The following is an 18,715-nucleotide window of genomic DNA, read 5'->3' as shown; positions in this document are numbered from 1 at the left end:
AGCCAGGCTGGGGTGTTTATGGTTTACTGTTGCCCCTGGTACTTTTTTTTGATTTTTTCTCGAGATTTTCTTTAACCCGGAACTGTACCATCCGTTTGATAAGCCCAAGTGGCAGTGGCTGATTAAGGGGGAATTGGACAGTCCCCTTGGACGTTTGATAAGCTGACAGTTCAGCGGTGAAATTTTTGATTCCGGAAGATCCGGGATAAAATCCGATATGGTTCTTGTAAGCCGCGAAATGTACAAGGTTTCCTGCCAGGGTAAAAGTTGGGATTTCATAGGATATTTTTTCCTCAGCCTCAGGAACAAGGTCCTTTATGGCCTGCTGAAGTTGTCTGAGCAGTACCTGGGTAGATTCCGGAAAAGCTGAAATATATGCTTCTATAGTGGTGGTCTTTGTTTTTTCCATAATTTGATGGATACTGTAATTGTTGAGGTGACTATTTATACGGCACATAAATATACGACAGGATTGAATATCATCTACAGGGGCAAAGCTGTCAAACAATAGGGGAGGACAGGATAAGTGTAGCACCTGCTTAAACAGTTTTTATATTCATGGAAATTTTTTTCTACTTTGGTATAGAAAAATTGACAGATAACCTATGGAAACCGCGCAATTAGAGATAAAAGCAGCCATTCAGATCCTAAAACCTGTAGATGAAGTATTTGAGGCGATTGTAGATCCCGGCAGGATGTCCGGTTATTTTATTGCTTTCGGATCCGGCAGAATGGAAGATGGAGCAAGGCTGACCTGGAAATTCCCTGAATTTGAGGAAGAATCTTTGATTCGGGTCGTCAAAGTAGAAACGAATAAATATATCTCCTTTTACTGGCAGATTGAAGGTAAGGACCTGCTGGTAGAAATCCAGTTAACCAGTCTGAAGGAAGGATATACCCTCGTTCGTGTAACGGAAAAGGAAATGGAGAATAACCCGGCTGGTATCAATTGGTTAAAGGGCAATACTGAAGGATGGGCAAATTTTCTTGCCTGCTTGAAAGCATATATAGAATATGGAATCAACTTGCGAAAGGGGGCATTCGATTTTATGAAAGCCTAGCTAAGGAGCCCAGTGCATTTCGGAAGAAACAGTACTGGACCAACATAAAAAAAGCCCGGTGTGGTGCCGGACCCTTTTGTATAATAGGTAATTATGGAAATGCTAAGGATTGATTTTGGCGAAAGTCACTCCGGCAATAACGGCCTGGACGAAGCCATACAGCATCCAGCTGAATACCATGGATAGGGTAACGTCCATAGCGCTGAAGGTAAGCCACATGATGGGGAGCAGGGATACAACAGTGTAAACACCTCCGAATTCCAATCCTCTGATGACAGGGGCCCCTTTGAATAGCCCTTTAAACCGTTCCCAGAACCAGGACAGTGCAAAACTGATGATGAATGCATGCAGGTAAAACAGGATATCCCTGTCATTTTCGGAATTAAATAAGGGGTTGTTATAACCGAGGAAGAGACTGGGGAATAGTTTTATTCCGAGGTAAATACTGCCATAACTTATGATAAATACGACAGCCCCTGCAATTAGTCCGGGAATAATAATCTTTTTCATTTGGTTTTCACTATTTATATGCTGGCCCTCAAGATCAGGAATGGATGATCATCGGGTATATTCCTGTTTAACAATTATCAATTCTTATGTGCTGATATTCAGTTCAAAGGTTCTCTTTTTTATGCGTTATGTAAGTGATTTAAATCATATTTATGTGTGATATTGATCAGTAAACATCCAGATGGCCTGCAATTTTATCAATTGAAGCGGAGTGGTTTTATTTTGGGGCAGGAGGACTTGGCTGTCTTTCAAAAAATAATAGTCCCCTTCCTATTTGTAAATACTGAAAACTTAGTTTATCTTTGCGCTCAATTAATTAATCCATACACACTTTAGTATAATTCAAGAAATGTATTTAAGTAAAGAAGTAAAAGCCGACATTTTTAAAACACACGGCGAAGTAGAAACAAACACAGGTTCTGCAGAAGGTCAGGTTGCGTTATTCACTTACCGTATTGCGCACTTAACAGAGCATTTAAAGAAAAATCGTAAAGATTTCTCTACCCAGTTGTCTCTGCAAAAATTAGTAGGTAAACGCCGTGGTATTTTGGCTTACCTGTACAAAAAAGATATCAACCGCTACCGTGCTATCATTAAATCTTTAGGTTTAAGGGATATTATCAAGCCTTTAGGTACTAGAGACAGCAAATAAGCGTATACAATATCACCAAAAGCCATTCTTTTTAGGATGGCTTTTTTACTTTGCGAAATAAAATAATATATATATAAACAAGGTGTGTAAAAGAGGAAAACACACCACAACAATTTGTAAATGAATGTAATAAAAAAAGCGTTCGACCTGGGAGATGGTAGAATTATTGAAATTGAAACAGGTAAGTTAGCCAAACAGGCTGATGGTTCTGTGGTGGTAAGAATGGGTGACACCATGCTTTTAGCTACTGTAGTGTCTACAGTGGGTGCTAAAAGTGGGGTTGACTTCCTTCCGTTGTCTGTAGATTATCAGGAAAAATATGCTGCTGCAGGCCGCATTCCAGGTGGTTTCTTACGTCGTGAGGCAAGATTATCGGACTATGAGGTGTTGATCTCACGTTTGGTTGACCGTGCTTTACGTCCGATGTTCCCTGAAGATTATCACTCTGATACACAGGTGATGATTACCCTGATTTCATCTGACAAAAATATTATGCCGGATTCATTGGCTGGTTTAGCAGCTTCTGCTGCCATTGCAGTTTCTGATATCCCTTTCAACGGGCCGATTTCTGAAGTTCGTGTAGCGAAGATTGACGGCCAACTGGTGATTAACCCTTACGTGAGTGATTTAGAACGTGCAACAATGGAATTCCTTGTGGCAGGTACGGAGAATGACATCGTTATGGTAGAAGGAGAAGCTGATGAGATTTCCGAAGAGGAAATGGTTGAAGCTATTGAATTCGCTCACAAAGCGATCGTTATCCAGGTTCAGGCACAAAAAGAACTGGCTGAACTGGTAGGAAAAACGGTAAAACGTACGTATTCTCATGAAGACAGCAATCCTGAATTAAAAGAGCAGGTTTACGCAGCTACCTATGATAAGGTATATGCTGTAGCCAAAAGCCAGACAGCAAAAGCTGAGCGTGGTGATAAATTCGGTGAAATCTTAATGGACTTCATTGCTACACTGGGTGAAGATATTGATGATGTGACTGGTTTCTTAGCTAAAAAATATTTCCATGACGTACAATACGATGCAATTCGTAACCTTGTTTTAGACGAAGGTAAACGTTTGGATGGCCGTGATGTACGTACTGTACGTCCGATCTGGTCGGAAGTAAGTTACCTCCCTTCAGCTCACGGATCTGCAGTATTTACGCGTGGTGAAACCCAATCCTTAACTACGGTTACTTTGGGATCTAAAGATGATGAGCAAATGATTGACGGTGCTTTCATCAATGGATACAATAAATTCCTGTTACACTATAACTTCCCTGGTTTCTCTACTGGTGAGGTTCGTCCGAACAGAGGTGCTGGCCGCCGCGAAATCGGTCATGGTAACCTGGCTATGCGTTCTTTGAGAAAAGTCTTGCCTGGACTGGAAGAAAATCCATATACGATCCGTATTGTTTCTGATATTCTTGAATCTAATGGTTCTTCTTCTATGGCAACTGTTTGTGCAGGGACTTTGGCACTGATGGATGCTGGTATTAAAATCACGGCACCTGTATCAGGTATTGCAATGGGATTGATTACCGATGAGAAAACAGGTAAATATGCGATCCTTACAGATATCCTGGGTGATGAAGATCATTTAGGGGATATGGACTTTAAAGTTACGGGTACTGAAAAAGGTATCGTAGCTTGCCAGATGGACTTAAAAATTAATGGTTTGAAATGGGAAGTGTTAACTGCCGCCCTTAAACAAGCTAATGAGGCGCGTTTACACATCTTGAATGAGATGAAGAAAACGATTGCTGCTCCACGTGAAGATTACAAAGACCATGCGCCGCGTATCGTATCACTGACTATTGACAAGGAATTCATAGGTGCCGTGATTGGTCCCGGTGGTAAAATTATCCAGGAAATGCAACGTGAAACCGGTGCTTCTATCTCTATCGAGGAAGTGGGCAACAAAGGTATCGTTGAAATTTTCGCAGATAATAAAGCTGCAATTGATGCTGCGGTTAAACGTATCAGTGCAATCGCTGCCAAACCGGATATTGGTGCAACTTATGATGGTAAAGTGAAATCAATTATGCCATTTGGTGCATTTGTTGAGATCATGCCAGGTAAAGATGGTTTACTACACATCTCTGAGATTTCTCATGAGCGTCTGGAAACTATGGATGGTGTACTTAAAGAAGGTGATAAAATCCAGGTTAAATTACTGGATATCGACAAGCAAGGAAAAATGAAGCTTTCAAGAAAAGCTTTATTGCCCCGCCCTCCAAGACCGGAGGCAGCGAAGGAAAATAAACCTGCTTAATATTTGACAAGGAGCCCCGCATTTTGCGGGGCTTTTTTGTTTATAAAATAAATATTTTTTTAACTTTACGAGATGAACCACCTAATCGCCCCTTCCGTACTTGCTGCTGATTTTGCCAATTTACAACGTGATATTGAATTGGTCAATTTGAGTGAAGCAGACTGGTTTCATGTAGATATTATGGATGGTGTTTTTGTACCGAATATCTCTTTTGGCTTTCCTGTGCTGGAGGCAATTAAAAAATATGCCACCAAACCACTGGATGTACACTTAATGATGGTCAACCCTGATCAGTATATAGAACGTTTTATAGCTGCCGGTGCCGATAGCATCACCGTACACTACGAAGCCTGCCCGCATTTGCATAAAACGATCCAGGCTATTCATCATGCAGGTGCCAAAGCGGCGGTAGCACTCAATCCGCATACCCCTGTAGAACTGCTCAAAGATATTCTCCATGACCTCGATATGGTCCTTGTCATGTCGGTCAATCCCGGTTTCGGTGGCCAGCAGTTTATTCCCCATACTTACCGGAAAATTAAGGCGCTGAAAGCCATGACGGCGGCCATCAACCCTGAGCTGCACATTGAAGTAGACGGAGGGGTAAGTATCAGCAATGCTGCAGATTTGTTAACTGCTGGTGCCGATGTATTGGTTGCCGGAAACGCTGTTTTCGCAGCCCCATCGCCACTTTCCATGATTTCCTCGCTAAAGCATGTTTCTTCGGAAATATCCAGTAGTATATAAAATCTATTATACAAGTAGATTATTTTCTTAAAACCAAATGTTATTTGGATAAAAAAACTACATTTACAACCAATAAAAATCAAATTAAAAATGAGACATAATTTTGGAGCAGGTCCCTGCATTTTACCTCAGGAAGTTTTTAAACAAGCATCACAAGCGGTTTTGGATTTTAAGGATGGATTATCGATCCTTGAGATTTCGCACCGTACTCCTGAGTTTGAAGCAGTCGTAGCGGAATCTGTTAAACTAGTTAAAGAGCTATTGAACGTACCTGAAGGTTACTCTGTTTTATTTTTACAGGGAGGTGCAAGTCTGCAGTTTGCTATGGTTCCTTTGAACCTGCTGAGTGCCGGACAAACCGCAAGTTATCTGGAGACAGGTGTCTGGGCCAATAAGGCCATTAAAGAAGTAAAGAATTTTGGTACTGCCCATATCGTTGCTTCTTCAAAAGATGCGAACTTCACGTATATTCCTAAAGATTATACCATTCCGGAAGACAGTGCCTATTTCCATTTCACTTCAAATAACACCATTTACGGAACAGAAGTTTTCAGTATTCCTGAAACCAAAATTCCAGTCGTGTGTGATATGTCATCAGATATCATGAGCAGGGTGATTGATGTGTCTAAATACGATTTGATCTATGCTGGTGCACAAAAGAATATTGGCCCCGCAGGTGCAACCGTGGTGATTGTAAAGGATGAGATTTTAGGTAAATCGACCAATAAAATCCCTTCTATGCTCGACTATAAACAGCACATTGATGGCGGATCGATGTACAATACCCCTCCGGTATTTTCTATTTATGTAGCGATGTTAAACCTGAGATGGTTAAAATCCAAAGGTGGTGTGGCTGAAATTGAAAAAGAGAATATTGCTAAAGCAAATACCTTATATACTGAAATTGACAGAAACCCTCTGTTTAAAGGTACATGTGCTGTAGAAGACCGCTCAAGAATGAATGTTTGTTTTGTAATGGAAAATCCTGAACTGGAAAAACCATTCCTGAAATTTGTGGAAGAAAATGGTGTGGAAGGCCTGAAAGGACACAGAAGTGTGGGTGGTTTCAGGGCATCTATTTACAATGCTTTGCCGATCACCAGCGTTCATGCACTGGTTGAATTAATGCAGATTTTTCAAGAAAAACACCAAAAATAAAACTGATGATCAAGATACTTGCAAACGATGGAATAGATCCTATCGGAAAAAAACTATTAGAAGAAGCCGGTTTTACTGTAGATACAGAGACTGTTGCACAAGATAAATTAGTTGAAGCTTTACAGGATTACGACGGAATTACTGTAAGAAGCGCAACAAAAGTACGTAAAGAACTAATCGATGCCTGCCCGAACTTAAAGCTGATTGGCCGTGGTGGGGTAGGTATGGATAATATTGACGTGGAGTATGCACGTGAAAAAGGCCTGGCAGTGATCAATACCCCTGCAGCCTCTTCCTTATCCGTAGCGGAACTTGTTTTCGCACATTTATTCACTGGTATCCGTTTTTTACAGGATGCCAACCGTAAAATGCCTGTTGAAGGGGCAACAAACTTCAATGGCCTGAAAAAAGCTTATGCCAAAGGTACTGAGCTCAGGGGTAAAACTTTAGGGGTGATCGGATTCGGAAGGATCGGAAGAGAAACAGCAACCCTTGCTTTAGGATTGGGCATGAACGTGCTGGCGTATGACCTGTATCCATATGAAGGAAGTCTGAAGTTAAAATTTCAGGGGGACCTTTCTGTGGATATCCCTGTGAAAACAGTTTCACTGGAAGAAGTGATCAGCAACAGTGATTTCATCACTTTACACACCCCTTTCGCAGACCGCCCTATCTTGGGTGCTGCTGAATTTGACCAGATGAAACCTGGAGTAGGTATTGTTAACTGCTCAAGAGGTGGTACAATTGATGAACAGGCACTAATTAATGCATTAGATAGCGCAAAAGTTGCTTTTGCTGGTCTGGATGTATTTGACAATGAGCCGACTCCATTGCAGGCAATATTGAACCATCCTAAAATTTCATTGACCCCACACATAGGTGCGGCAACAAATGAAGCACAAGAACGTATCGGCGAAGAATTGGCCTCACTGATTATCGCCCATTTTAAAAAATAAAGATTGAAGCTGGCTCTGCGTTGAGTATGGCAAAATATCATCGCATAAAGCGTTTATTCCCTTTAATTCCAGTATTGGAATGCAGGGAATGAACGCTTTTCTATTTTAAGGAATTGGTCAATGCCCAATACCTAAAGGCCGTTACTGCTTTTTGAAAAGCGGTTAGGTTGTTCAGATCTGCTTTATAATAGCCTGGAAAAATAACCTTGTTCATTTTTACCAGTAATGTAAAGAAGGTACGTTTCATCATTTTTTATTGATTTCCGGTTTGTATATTTTTAAGTTGTCTGATCCTGCTGTAGAAGAAAAATGATCCAGCCACAATGATGCAGGAGAGTAAGATGATGATATAGGTCGATACACCGCTTTTATCTTCCTCCTGGAGGGTCTGTGTCTTTAATGCCTCGTTCTGGTCCTGCAGCCTTTTAATGGACAATTGGTAAGCTTGTATCCTTTTGCTGTTCGTACTGGCTGTATTTCTGACTTCCTGTACCTGCATGTCTTTATAGTTCATCAGTATTTTCAGTTCCCGGAAGATATTGTTGTCGTTCAGAATAATCTCCCTAAGGATATCATTTGAGTTTTTAAGGTCCTGTTTTGTCTGCAGTCCGAAGATTCCTGTTCTCGCACTCAGGCTCAGGTCGTATTGTCCGAATTTCGCACTTCGCTCTGCCAGTAAGGAATTGATCTTTAAGCGTTGTGTCTGATAGGCAGAAGTATCTGCAGGTGCAGCGGCAGCCCTGTAAGCAATGGTTAAGCAAAGCAATAAGAGGAAAAATCTGGTCATAACTGTTATTTAATTATTTAAAGCAAACTCCATGCCTTACCGCATTGCGGCTGCATTATCCTTCAGGTGCAGCTGTTGCTCAGGAATGAAACTGGATCCTCACAATATCGCTGAGGTGCAATCCGAGTAATCCGCTTGCCTTGCCTTTGTTGATTGCAATTTCGAGGTGGTTGCTGATGCCGAATAAACACAGTTTTTCCCCTTCAGGCACTTCATTGTAATGCCAGCTGAGCTGCGTAATGGTTTCACTTTTTCTAAAGAACAGGGTGAAGTCCCTGTTGCGCTGTATTTTGGTGAACAGCTCTTTGGTAATATTGGTAATCACATTACAGAAGGTATCAATGTAAATTACACTTCCCCTGATCATGTCTTTTTCAATGACCGGGTTCAGTAAAGTACGCTCTTCAATACTTTCACAAGGTAAACCAATGTCTTTGAGCCGCCCTCCTTTTGCGAGGTGGATGGCAGCCTTTACAAAAATGTCTACCAGCGGAAAATGCAGGTACTTTAAATCCTGCATGATATTCAATTCAACAATTTCTTCAGGTTTGGTATCGAACAGCAGAGAAAATATGCCGTTATCTGCCCCAACAAAATAATGGTCATGGTGTTTAAGTCCCACATATTTTGTATTTTCACTAAAAACAGAATCAATCCCGATCAGGTGGACAGTACCCTTAGGGAAATAATGATAGACATTCTTTAACACGAACGCCGCATAAGAAATATTGAATGAGGGAACTTCATGGGTGATATCAACAATATTAGCTGTAGGCAGGATGCTCAGGATACTGCCTTTAAGGGCAGCCTGATAGAAATCCTTCGAACCTAAATCTGTTGTTAAAGTGATAATGGCCATTAAAAATTGAATATTTATTCTTATTCTTGCGTAAGCGGCAAATCGCCTACAAATATTCAATTTTTATATTAAATAACACACCTCTATAAAAAAAACAATATTTTGAACGAACTCAAACTAGTATTAGAAACAGTAGATCCGGCGCAATTCTGGGGCTCAAATAATGAAAATTATGAGCTGATCAAACGTGCATTTCCAAAGTTGAAAATTGTCGCCAGGGGCAACGAGGTGAAGGTGTTAGGGGACGAAGCAGAACAGAAAATGTTTGATCTGAAGTTCAATATGCTGGTAGCCCAGTTGGATAAATATGGCTCGCTCAATTCAGGGGATGTGGAATCTATCCTGGCCATAAAAAAAGTGCCGGAACCCAATGGAAGCATCACCACAGTACCAGACAAAGTTAACGGATCCGGTGGTGAAGTGATTGTATTCGGAAACAATGGGGTAATGATTAAGGCCCGTACAGCTAATCAGCGCAGAATGGTAGACAGCATTGTCAAAAATGATGTGTTATTCGCTATTGGCCCCGCAGGAACAGGAAAAACGTATACCGCAGTGGCATTGGCTGTGCGTGCACTCAAGAATAAAGAAATAAAAAGGATTATTCTCACCAGGCCTGCTGTTGAGGCAGGAGAAAGCCTGGGCTTTTTGCCGGGTGACCTTAAGGAAAAGGTAGATCCTTACTTACGTCCGCTCTATGATGCCCTGGATGACATGATTCCGGCAGAGAAGCTAAAGCTTTATCTGGAGAATAGAACCATTGAGATTGCTCCCCTTGCTTTTATGAGGGGTCGCACGCTGGACAATTGTTTTGTAATTCTGGATGAAGCGCAAAACTCTACCGACCTGCAGTTGAAAATGTTCCTGACACGGATGGGGCCTACAGCCAAATTTATCGTCACAGGTGATGTCACACAAATCGATTTACCTAAAAAGCAGATGTCGGGTTTACACAATGCCCTGCGCATCCTTGACGGAATTCCGGGGATTGATATCATCTACCTGACCGGTGAGGATGTTGTCCGCCATAAGCTGGTCAAAATGATTTTGAAAGCATACGGAGATATTCAGTAATTTTGAAGCCGTGGAAGGGGAGGTGATCCATTCGTATTTCATACATGCCCTGCAAAAAGTATTTTTAAACAATAAAATTGATGTGATACATCAACAACATGAAAGCAATAAAAGAAACCAATTTTAATTTTCCAAAACAGAGCAGTTTTTATAAAGGTAAGGTACGTGACGTATATACAATAGATCACCGTTTGATGACGATGGTAGTGTCTGACAGGATTTCTGCATTTGATGTGGTTTTACCTGAAGCTATTCCTTTTAAGGGACAGGTATTAAATCAGATTGCCGCCAAATTTCTGAAGGCCACAACAGATATTTTGCCTAACTGGGTGATTGATGTCCCTGATGAGATGGTCACTATAGGCAGGATCTGCGAGCCTTTTAAAGTGGAGATGGTGATCAGGGGATACCTTGCGGGCCATGCATGGCGTGAATACAGTGCTGGAAAGCGTAGTGTTTGTGGCGTGGAGCTTCCCGAGGGACTGAAAGAGAATGATCCTTTGCCGGCACCAATCATTACACCAACTACAAAGGCGGCGGTAGGCCATGATGAGGACATTTCCAGGGAAGATATCTTGGCCAAAGGGATTGTTTCTATTGCGGATTATGATAAACTGGAAACCTATACCCATGCCCTGTACAAAAGAGGGACGGAGATGGCTGCAGAAAGAGGACTGATCCTGGTGGATACCAAGTATGAGTTTGGTAAGGTGGCTGAGGTGATTTACCTGATCGACGAAATCCATACCCCGGATTCTTCGCGCTATTTTTATGCGGAAGGCTATGCCGAACGTCAGGATGCAAATGAACCACAGAAACAGCTGTCTAAGGAATTTGTGCGCAAATGGTTAATTGAAAATGGTTTCCAGGGAAAAGACGGGCAGGTTGTTCCTGAAATGACCCCGGAGATTGTAAATTCTATTTCTGAACGTTATATTGAATTGTATGAGCAGATCACCGGTGATCAGTTTGTAAAAAATGACCACACTGATATAGTAAGCAGGATTGAACAGAATATTTTAAGGAGCCTTGATACCTTATTATCAAAATAAAATACTTAATTTGTTATCATCTAAATAGGATATTATGAAATTTTCAGTAGATAAACACGAGAAATATGTTACCATCAAACTGGATGATAACAAATTCACAAACGACAATACCCCCAGGTTGAAATCTGAATTTATTCTGTTGAACACAGAAGGGTATCGTAATATTGTACTTGATTTATCGATGGTCACCGCCTGCAACGACTCCCAGGATTTGAGTTGCCTGCTGGTAGGGGACAGGCTGTGTAAAAAATCTAATGGCCTGTTTGTGATCACTAATGTGGCTCCATGTATCATCAAACTACTGGAAATGTCTAACCTGGACCAGTCGCTGAACATCGTAGCGAAGATAGAGGAAGCAGAGGATTTAATATTCATGGAAGAAATTGAAAAAGAACTGCTGGGGAGCTTTGATCCAAATAATTAATGAGATTTGAAGTCACCATCTTAGGGAGCAGCTCTGCTACGCCCGTATTTAATAGAAACCCTACTTCACAGCTCTTAAATTGTAATGAAAAGTTTTATCTGATTGATTGCGGCGAGGGAACCCAGCAACAGTTGATCAGGTTTGGCCTTAAATTTAGCAAGATTGATATGGTTTTTATCAGTCATTTGCACGGTGACCATTACTTTGGCCTTATCGGCCTCCTTTCGACCATGCACCTCAACGGACGCATCAAGCCCTTCCATATTTTTGCCCCGGCTGCACTAAAGGAAATTCTGGATGTGCAGTTCAAACACTCTGATACGACACTTAAATATGAAATTCTGTTCTTTGCGATTGAAGCAGATGAACCCAGGGTAATTTTCGAAAATAACGACCTCACCGTAGAGACGATCGTCTTAAACCACAGAATTCCTACGACCGGTTTTAAGTTTAAACAGAAGAAAAGATTACGGAAGCTGATCATTGAGAAGCTTGAAAAGGAAAACATAGCGGCTGAATATTATCCCTTGCTGAAAAAAGGTCTTGATTTGACCCTTCCGGGTGGAACTGTAGTCAAGAATGAGGATTACACAATGGATTCTGACACGCCTAAATCTTACTGTTACTGTTCAGATACACTTGCCGATGGCAGTTACCTGCACAGCATCATGGACTGTACAACTTTATACCATGAAGCGACCTTCCTTGAGGACATGGTGGAGCGTGCCAATGTGACGCACCATACAACGGCATTGCAGGCTGCCAGGGTGGCGAAAGAGGTAGGCGCTGGCCGGTTGGTGATCGGACATTTTTCCTCGCGTTACAAGACCTTGCAGCCATTATTGGATGAAGCGAAAGCGGTGTTTGAAGATACTGAGCTTGCCGTAGAAGGAGAAACCTATATCATCTAGTTCCCCCTTCCCCATAAAAAGAGTTTTAACGCATCAGGGCCTTCATTCGTTGAAGGCCCTGATGCGTTTATGATGTAAAATATATTTTATTTGTCTTTCTTTCCACCACCGAATACAGAGAAATGTACGTATCTCTTTGGATTTTCTTTCAGGTCGATAATCAGGTTATCCAGATTTTTTGATGCGCTGTTCAGGTTATCATACATCTTGGTATCATTCACCAGCATACCCAGAGAACCTTGTCCGTTGTTTACCTTGGTTACAATACCCTGCAGGTCTGCTACAGCTTTGTTTGCATTGTCTATCGTCTGTTTAAAGTTGGCCGCGGCAACCTGGTCTGTAATGGTATTGATGTTCGTCAGGATAGCGCTTATCTTTTCATTGTTATTTTTCAGGTTTAAGGAAATGGATTCGGCATTGGCAAGAATGGCTGAAATCCTTTTTCCTTCAGTACCTACAAGTCCGTCTACTTTTTTAGAAGTTCCTTCAAGTGAGGCCAATGTTGCAGCAATGCTGTTGAAACTCTTGTTGACATTTTTCTGGAAATCGGGATTCAGAATGGAATTGACACTGGTCAGGATAGAATCCATTTTTCCAATAATCAGCTCCGCTTTTTTCTGGACAGGCTGAACGGCTTCCATCAGATTTTTTTCTACGTTTGCATTTAAGGTATCTCCATCCATCGCATAATCATTTCCGGCACCTAAAGCCATCACGATAGCTTTACTTCCCAGTAAGTCAGTGCTTTCCAGACGTGCCACACTCGTTTTAGGAATGTCATATTTACCATTGATCTTCAGGGTGGCCAGAATGGTTCCATTCGGCTCCAACTGTAACTTATCTACACGACCGATCTGGTAACCGTTAATCAATACCGGTTTGGATACGGCCAGCCCGTCTACACGTGTATACCTTGCATATAAAATCGTTTCGCTGGAGAAGATGGCATTACCTTTAAGGAAGTTATATCCAATAATCAATAAGGCGATGGAAAAGGCTGCTAATATGCCTACTTTGGTTTCGTTTGTTATTTTCACTTATGCGTGGTTTACTTAGTTTACTTCTGTTTCTTTCTTGTACGTTTTCACCGCCTTAAAAATTGAATTCACAATTTCAGACTGACCTGCAGCAGAGTTAAGGTATTTTTCTTCAGTAGGATTGGAAATAAAACCTATTTCTGTCAGTACTGCAGGTAAACCACATCTCTGTAAGATTAAAATCCCCTGTTCTTTAACACCCCTGTCTACCCGGTTGTCGTCATTCGTATAATTGTTCTGGATTAATCTGGCCAGCTTCAAACTTTTGTCCCTGTATGTATTCTTAAACAAAGATAGTATAATAAATGTTTCAGGGTTATTCGGATCATACCCATCGTAATTCTTTTTATAATCTTTTTCCAGCGTAATATCGGCATTTTCCCTTATCGCTGCATCCTGTTCATTTAAACGGTGACTACCGGCAACAAATGTTTCCGTTCCCCTGGTCACTTTATTTTTTACATAACCATACCTGGCCACTTTTTTTCCCTTTCTCTTTGTATAACCTGTCACCACTTTCCTGTCGGGCATGGAATTGCAATGGATAGAAATAAAAATATCTGCTTTTGCATCATTGGCTATCGCAGCTCTTTTAAAAAATGGCACATCAATATCGGTTTTGCGTGTATACAGGATTTTTACTTCCGGCATATCCTCTTCAAATTTCCTGCCTAATTTTAAGGCCACCTGCAGGGCAACATTTTTTTCTAAGGAATAACTCCCGGCAGCACCTGGCTTATCCCCGCCATGTCCGGCATCAATGACAATTGTCTTTACTTTATATCCCTGTGAAAAAACGGCTGCTGAATTTATAAATAAGGACATCACAAGCAGGAATATCGTAGGTTTTAATCTCATCTGGCTTCTTTTTTTCTGTTTTAATCAATTCATGTTTACGTCTGTGCTGAAAGCGGATTGGTGAAAACCAGAGGCGTTCACCGGCTTTTCACTTACACAAAGATAGTATAATAAAATCTCAGGGTCATCAAACGCACAATAATGCAGGTTGATTTTGAAATACGACCTTTGGAAGGGACAGGTGGCGGAGCCGGAATCCGGAAGGTAAGCAGCCCCGGCAGATTGGATGTTAACAAATCTTAACATCTGTGTAAATCATTGGTTTGTAGTCGTTTATTTAAATATATTTGGATATGGAATCTTTGTGTCTCACAATGCTATATTTTTCCTTAATTTTGGGCGTTTTGGGTTAAATGCTTTGCTATTGTTACATTCACACACGAATTTGAAATTCTTACAGGTTATTTTTTTATGTAGTTCTATTTTTTGGTTAACAGCCGCTGGAAATGCTGTGTATGGCTCTGCCATGTTTCAGGTGATCCAACAGCAGGATACGACAAAAAGAGGGCCTGTTAAGCCTGCTGCAATCGCACAGGACAGTACAGGGAATTTAAGCCAGGATACCACCAGGAAAGTTGTGGGTAAAGCAGGTGTTAAACCAGAACAGGTGGTCGATTCCAAAATTGAATATTCTGCAGACTCTACCAAATACAGTAAGGATGGCAGTACAATCTACCTGTATGGGAATGCAAGGGTCATCTACCAGGATTTTGAACTGGATGCTGATTTTATCAGCTATAATTCAAAAACCAATACCGTGTTTGCTAAGGGACGGCATGATAAAAAAGGCAAATATGTAGGGAAACCCATTTTTAAAATGGACCAGCAAGGTTCATCTATTGCCGATTCCCTGTTTTATAATACCAGGACCTCCAAAGGAAATGTATACAATACCTTTACGGAACAGGAAGGTGGTTTTTTCTCCGGGGGACAAAGTAAAAGGCAACCCGATAATGAAATCCATGTGAAAGGGATGACGTACAGTACCTGTAATCTTCCGCATCCCCATTTCGGACTGTTTATTACCAAAGGAATTGTAACTGACAAGAAGATCATCACTGGGCCGGTTTACCTGAAAATTGAAGATATTCCTATGCCCCTTGGACTGCCATTCGCTTTTTTTCCCAAGCCGAATAAGCGAAATTCAGGAGTGATTATTCCCAGTTATGGTGACGATTTTACCAGGGGGTTCTTTTTAAGGGATGGAGGTTATTACCTGAACCTGAATGATTACTGGGATGCAAAAATTCTGGGTACTATTTATACCCGTGGTTCGTATGGGGCATCATTAACCTCCCAATATGTAAAGCGGTACAGATACAATGGTAACCTGAAGCTGGACTATGGAAGTAACCGCTATGGCCTGGAAGGTACGCCTGAATATGAACCGAGGAAGGACTTTAGTATCCAATGGTCGCATACAAAAAATGCCAATGCAAGTCCCGGCTCTACCTTTAGTGCCAATGTTAATATTAAAACCAGTGGTTACAATAACAATACTGCAGGAGGAAATAGCTACAATCCACAGGCGATTACGGAGAATATCTTACAGTCCAGTATCAACTATGGCAAAACTATACTGGATGGAAAGGGAAGTTATAATTTTACTGCCTCTCATTACCAGAATACACAGAGTCACTTGGTAAACGTCACCCTGCCATCTTTTAACATGAGCATCAACTCATTTAGTCCTTTTGTTACCAAAAATAGTGTGGGTGAACAGAAATGGTATCAAAAACTGACTGTTTCTTACAGCATGCAAACAGGAAACTCAATTAATACGGTTGATAGTTTGTTATTTACAAAAGATGCATTGAAGAAATTTCAAAATGGGGTACAGCAGGTGATTCCTGTGTCTTTAAATTTTACAGCTCTAAAATATTTCAACTTTAATGCCGGAACGACTTATACGGAGAAATGGCATTTCAGTAGTATCAGGCAAACAGCTCTTAAGGGAGTATTGTTGAATGGGGTGGTTCAGCCTTATACCACACAAACAGATACGGTCTATGGGTTTAACCGATCAGGTGAATATTCACTGAATGCCGGGGTATCCACAAAAGTGTACAACACGCTGCAGTTTAAAAATTGGAGCAAACTAAAAGCATTGCGCTGGGTGATGACACCAAATGTCAGCTTTAACTATCGTCCTGATTTTTCCAGGCCTTCCTTCGGGAATTACAAAGAGTTACTGTATCAGGATGGCACCCCGGTTCTTGATACCTATTATGGCAGGACAAAACGTTATTCTATACATACCGGATCACTTTATGGCGGACCCGGTGAAGGGGAAAGTGGAAGTATTGGCTTTGGTATAGACAATACTGTGGAGGCAAAAGTGTTCTCCAGTAAGGACACAACGGGTACCGGGACTAAAAAATTACCCATTATTCAGGGACTGGGGATTAATGGTTCCTATAACTTTCTGGCCCCATCATTTAAATTGTCTACACTCAACTTTAGCGGACGTTCTCAGTTTACCGAAAAATTCGGGATTACTTATGATGGTACCTTAAACCCATACGCCGTTGGTGACTCTATCCTGAATAACATTTATCAGGGCAAAAAATTGATAGACAAGATTACTATTCCAAGGTTAACCAGGATTGGGGTTTCCTTTGGTTACAGTTTAAATGCGGATGCTTTCAAAAAACGGAATGAGAACCTGGACAATGCTACCGAACAAACGGCAAAAGCCGGCCGTACTCCTGAGCAAATGGCACAACTGGCTGCCATCAGCAGCGATCCCAATGCTTTTGTTGACTTTAATATTCCATGGAATTTTACTTTTGCCTATCGCTTTGACTATAGTACCCAGCCAACGGGAGACTTGCCTGTGGTGACCAATACCCTTACTTTTAATGGTGATTTTAATGTCACCCCAAAATGGAAGGTTCAGTTTAATTCGGGTTACGATTTCAAGGCGAATACATTATCTTATACTACTTTTTCTATCTACCGCGATTTGCATTGCTGGGATATGAGTATCAACTGGGTGCCTATCGGTGTTTACAGGAGTTACAGCCTCACGATCAAGGTGAAGGCATCCGTATTGCAGGATTTAAAACTAAGCAAGCAACAAGCTTATTATACGCGTTTTTAACCATTTATTATGTTAGCTGAAATCATTACCATAGGCGATGAAATACTCATCGGTCAGATTGTAGATACGAATTCTGCATGGATGGCCAGGGAACTCAATGCGATCGGGATCAAAGTGAAACAGGTCACTTCTGTTTCCGATGATGAAAATCATATCATTGAAGCATTGGCACAAGCGGAAAAGCGGGCGAGAATCATCCTGATTACTGGTGGACTGGGCCCCACAAAAGATGATATAACGAAGTTTACCCTGGCTAAATATTTTAATATGGGCATGCGGCGCGATGAAGCCACGCTGGAGCATGTCACTACTTTTTTTAAGAAGTATAACAGGCCCATGATTGAAGGAAACATCCGGCAGGCTGATGTGCCGGACGGCTGTACGGTAATCCAGAATAAAAATGGAACTGCTCCATGTATGTTGTTCAACCATGAAGGGAATATCATTATCTCTATGCCGGGCGTACCCTTTGAGATGATGTACCTGATGCAGGAAGAAATCCTGCCAAGACTGAAGGTGGCCTTTGACCTGCCTTTTATTTACCATAAAACTATTCTTACTGCAAATATCGGGGAGTCATTCCTGGCCCAGGAACTGGAAGAGGTAGAAAATAATCTTCCTGCAACCATTAAACTTGCGTATTTACCAAGACTGGGACAGGTGCGCCTGCGCCTGAGTTCATCGGGACCTGATGAGCAACTGCTTAAACTGGAAGTAGACAGCTGGGCCCAACAAATTGTATCCAGGGTGAAACCATATGTGGTGGTAGAAGATGACATTGCGCTGGAAAAGGCGATGCTGGATATCATGAAGGAAAGAAAAGTAACACTCTCCACCGCAGAAAGCTGTACAGGGGGATATATCGCTCATCTGATTACCCAGCATCCCGGATGTTCTGCTGTTTATGAAGGTGGAGCGGTGACTTATTCCTATGAATTGAAGGAATCTGTTCTTGGGGTAAAAGCAGAAACCCTGGCAGCATTTGGTGCCGTCAGCGAAGAAACGGTCAGAGAAATGGCCCTGGGTGCTATCGCCCATTTCAATACGGATTACAGTGTTGCCGTGAGCGGGATTGCCGGGCCTGACGGAGGAACAGAAGATAAACCTGTCGGAACTGTCTGGATAGCAGTCGCCACCAGGACTGGGGTGACCGCAAAGGTGTTTAATTTCGGCAATAAAAGGCTTCAGAACATCGAACGTTCCGCCATTGCTGCACTTTCAATGATCCTGAAACAGTTGAATGATGATGCCGATTAAA

The 18,715-nt window shown here is 41.6% G+C and carries 19 protein-coding genes; 12 read left to right on the top strand and 7 right to left on the bottom strand.

Going from position 1 to position 18,715, the window contains the following annotated elements:
* Window positions 1-16: 16 nt before the first annotated feature.
* A complete protein-coding gene (locus ACSBL2_RS18250; protein ID WP_442587989.1) occupies window positions 17-409 on the bottom strand; it encodes an iron chaperone in 393 nt (130 codons plus the stop codon).
* Between the two features lie 196 nt (window positions 410-605).
* On the opposite strand from ACSBL2_RS18250, the gene ACSBL2_RS18245 reads away from it, so the two are divergent.
* Window positions 606-1,061: an SRPBCC domain-containing protein gene (locus ACSBL2_RS18245; protein ID WP_442587988.1), complete on the top strand. Its 456-nt coding sequence runs from the start codon at window positions 606-608 to the stop codon at window positions 1,059-1,061.
* Between the two features lie 102 nt (window positions 1,062-1,163).
* Here ACSBL2_RS18245 and ACSBL2_RS18240 read toward each other — a convergent pair whose 3' ends face one another.
* Window positions 1,164-1,571 carry a hypothetical protein gene (locus ACSBL2_RS18240; protein WP_442587987.1) on the bottom strand — a complete coding sequence of 136 codons (408 nt, stop codon included), beginning with the start codon at window positions 1,569-1,571 and terminating at the stop codon, window positions 1,164-1,166.
* A 349-nt stretch (window positions 1,572-1,920) separates the two neighbouring features.
* Here ACSBL2_RS18240 and rpsO point away from each other — a divergent pair, with 349 nt between their 5' ends.
* The 5 genes from rpsO (at window position 1,921) to ACSBL2_RS18215 (ending at window position 7,352) form a co-directional block, all read left to right on the top strand.
* On the top strand, window positions 1,921-2,223 hold the full coding sequence (gene rpsO / locus ACSBL2_RS18235; protein ID WP_442587986.1) for a 30S ribosomal protein S15: 303 nt from the start codon (window positions 1,921-1,923) through the stop codon (window positions 2,221-2,223).
* Between the two features lie 120 nt (window positions 2,224-2,343).
* Entirely contained in the window at window positions 2,344-4,491 is a 2,148-nt protein-coding gene (gene pnp, locus ACSBL2_RS18230) for a polyribonucleotide nucleotidyltransferase (RefSeq protein WP_442587985.1), read from the top strand.
* 72 nt (window positions 4,492-4,563) lie between these two features.
* Window positions 4,564-5,238: a ribulose-phosphate 3-epimerase gene (rpe, locus tag ACSBL2_RS18225; RefSeq protein ID WP_442587984.1), complete on the top strand. Its 675-nt coding sequence runs from the start codon at window positions 4,564-4,566 to the stop codon at window positions 5,236-5,238.
* Between the two features lie 90 nt (window positions 5,239-5,328).
* Complete coding sequence (gene serC, locus ACSBL2_RS18220) at window positions 5,329-6,396, top strand: 3-phosphoserine/phosphohydroxythreonine transaminase (protein WP_442587983.1); 1,068 nt, start codon at window positions 5,329-5,331, stop codon at window positions 6,394-6,396.
* Between the two features lie 5 nt (window positions 6,397-6,401).
* A complete protein-coding gene (locus tag ACSBL2_RS18215; protein ID WP_442587982.1) occupies window positions 6,402-7,352 on the top strand; it encodes a D-2-hydroxyacid dehydrogenase in 951 nt (316 codons plus the stop codon).
* 100 nt (window positions 7,353-7,452) lie between these two features.
* Here the strand turns inward: ACSBL2_RS18215 and ACSBL2_RS18210 are convergent, their stop codons facing one another.
* The 3 genes from ACSBL2_RS18210 to ACSBL2_RS18200 form a co-directional block, all read right to left on the bottom strand.
* Complete coding sequence (locus ACSBL2_RS18210; protein WP_442587981.1) at window positions 7,453-7,602, bottom strand: hypothetical protein; 150 nt, start codon at window positions 7,600-7,602, stop codon at window positions 7,453-7,455.
* Window positions 7,603-7,605: 3 nt separating this feature from the next.
* The gene (locus tag ACSBL2_RS18205) at window positions 7,606-8,139 is read right to left on the bottom strand and encodes a hypothetical protein (RefSeq protein WP_442587980.1); all 534 of its coding nucleotides are present in this window, start codon (window positions 8,137-8,139) and stop codon (window positions 7,606-7,608) included.
* Window positions 8,140-8,218: 79 nt separating this feature from the next.
* On the bottom strand, window positions 8,219-8,998 hold the full coding sequence (locus ACSBL2_RS18200) for an SAM hydrolase/SAM-dependent halogenase family protein (RefSeq protein ID WP_442587979.1): 780 nt from the start codon (window positions 8,996-8,998) through the stop codon (window positions 8,219-8,221).
* Between the two features lie 102 nt (window positions 8,999-9,100).
* Here ACSBL2_RS18200 and ACSBL2_RS18195 point away from each other — a divergent pair, with 102 nt between their 5' ends.
* From ACSBL2_RS18195 to ACSBL2_RS18180, 4 genes are all read left to right on the top strand, one after another.
* The gene (locus ACSBL2_RS18195; protein ID WP_442587978.1) at window positions 9,101-10,072 is read left to right on the top strand and encodes a PhoH family protein; all 972 of its coding nucleotides are present in this window, start codon (window positions 9,101-9,103) and stop codon (window positions 10,070-10,072) included.
* A gap of 98 nt (window positions 10,073-10,170) precedes the next feature.
* Window positions 10,171-11,124 carry a phosphoribosylaminoimidazolesuccinocarboxamide synthase gene (locus ACSBL2_RS18190; protein WP_442587977.1) on the top strand — a complete coding sequence of 318 codons (954 nt, stop codon included), beginning with the start codon at window positions 10,171-10,173 and terminating at the stop codon, window positions 11,122-11,124.
* Between the two features lie 34 nt (window positions 11,125-11,158).
* Complete coding sequence (locus ACSBL2_RS18185) at window positions 11,159-11,548, top strand: STAS domain-containing protein (protein WP_442587976.1); 390 nt, start codon at window positions 11,159-11,161, stop codon at window positions 11,546-11,548.
* Window positions 11,548-12,459 carry a ribonuclease Z gene (locus tag ACSBL2_RS18180; protein WP_442587975.1) on the top strand — a complete coding sequence of 304 codons (912 nt, stop codon included), beginning with the start codon at window positions 11,548-11,550 and terminating at the stop codon, window positions 12,457-12,459. Before ACSBL2_RS18185 ends, ACSBL2_RS18180 begins: the two co-directional genes overlap by 1 nt.
* Before the next feature lie 86 nt (window positions 12,460-12,545).
* Here ACSBL2_RS18180 and ACSBL2_RS18175 read toward each other — a convergent pair whose 3' ends face one another.
* Together ACSBL2_RS18175 and ACSBL2_RS18170 are read right to left on the bottom strand one after the other, a co-directional pair.
* Window positions 12,546-13,496, bottom strand: a complete 951-nt coding sequence (locus ACSBL2_RS18175; RefSeq protein WP_442587974.1) for an MlaD family protein — start codon at window positions 13,494-13,496, stop codon at window positions 12,546-12,548.
* Between the two features lie 15 nt (window positions 13,497-13,511).
* A complete protein-coding gene (locus tag ACSBL2_RS18170) occupies window positions 13,512-14,354 on the bottom strand; it encodes an N-acetylmuramoyl-L-alanine amidase family protein (RefSeq protein ID WP_442587973.1) in 843 nt (280 codons plus the stop codon).
* Window positions 14,355-14,718: 364 nt separating this feature from the next.
* On the opposite strand from ACSBL2_RS18170, the gene ACSBL2_RS18165 reads away from it, so the two are divergent.
* Window positions 14,719-17,457, top strand: coding sequence for a putative LPS assembly protein LptD (locus ACSBL2_RS18165; RefSeq protein ID WP_442587972.1), 2,739 nt, complete (start codon window positions 14,719-14,721; stop codon window positions 17,455-17,457).
* A 9-nt stretch (window positions 17,458-17,466) separates the two neighbouring features.
* Window positions 17,467-18,714 carry a competence/damage-inducible protein A gene (locus ACSBL2_RS18160; RefSeq protein ID WP_442587971.1) on the top strand — a complete coding sequence of 416 codons (1,248 nt, stop codon included), beginning with the start codon at window positions 17,467-17,469 and terminating at the stop codon, window positions 18,712-18,714.
* Window position 18,715: the final 1 nt, after the last annotated feature.

Source organism: Pedobacter sp. AW31-3R (genome assembly GCF_052180285.1).
Taxonomy (GTDB): Bacteria; Bacteroidota; Bacteroidia; order Sphingobacteriales; family Sphingobacteriaceae; genus Pedobacter.
Note: the sequence above shows the minus strand (reverse complement) of the source record. Positions and strands in the feature narration are given on the sequence as shown.